Genomic DNA, 467 nt, shown 5'->3' on the forward strand with positions numbered 1-467 from the left:
TCCTGGCACAACGGCGACTATGATTGATGGCGCATTCTTCCAAGACGAAGTGGAAGAACGCAAAATCATGGCTGTACCAATGGTATTCCAAGACAATGAACATATCGGTCAAGGCCGTATGACTTTGGAAGAAATTATTGCGAAATTGGATACCAACGCTGCAGCCAAAGATGCTGAAAAGTTAAATGCCAAAGATGTATTTGATGTGTTAGTCATTGGCGGCGGCCCTGCGGGGAATACCTCTGCCATCTATGCGGCGCGTAAAGGCATTAAAACAGGTATTGTCGCTGAACGCATGGGCGGTCAGGTCATGGATACCATGGATATTGAAAACTATACGTCAATTCAAAAGACCCAAGGTCCTAAGTTTGCTGCTGAAATGGAAGCGCACGTTCGTGAATATGGCGTAGATATTATGAATCTGCAGCGTGTCGCAGACATCAAAGGCGCAGATGAAACAGCAAATG

Annotated in this window: 1 protein-coding gene; it reads left to right on the top strand. The window is 45.8% G+C overall.

Translation table 11 applies throughout. The annotated features are described in order from the left end of the window. The coding region (locus D7V32_RS17075; RefSeq protein WP_120403952.1) for an FAD-dependent oxidoreductase at nucleotides 1-467 on the top strand (467 nt) is incomplete at both ends.

The sequence above is a fragment of the Acinetobacter tianfuensis genome (genome assembly GCF_003611465.1).
GTDB classification, from domain to species: domain Bacteria; phylum Pseudomonadota; class Gammaproteobacteria; order Pseudomonadales; family Moraxellaceae; genus Acinetobacter; species Acinetobacter tianfuensis.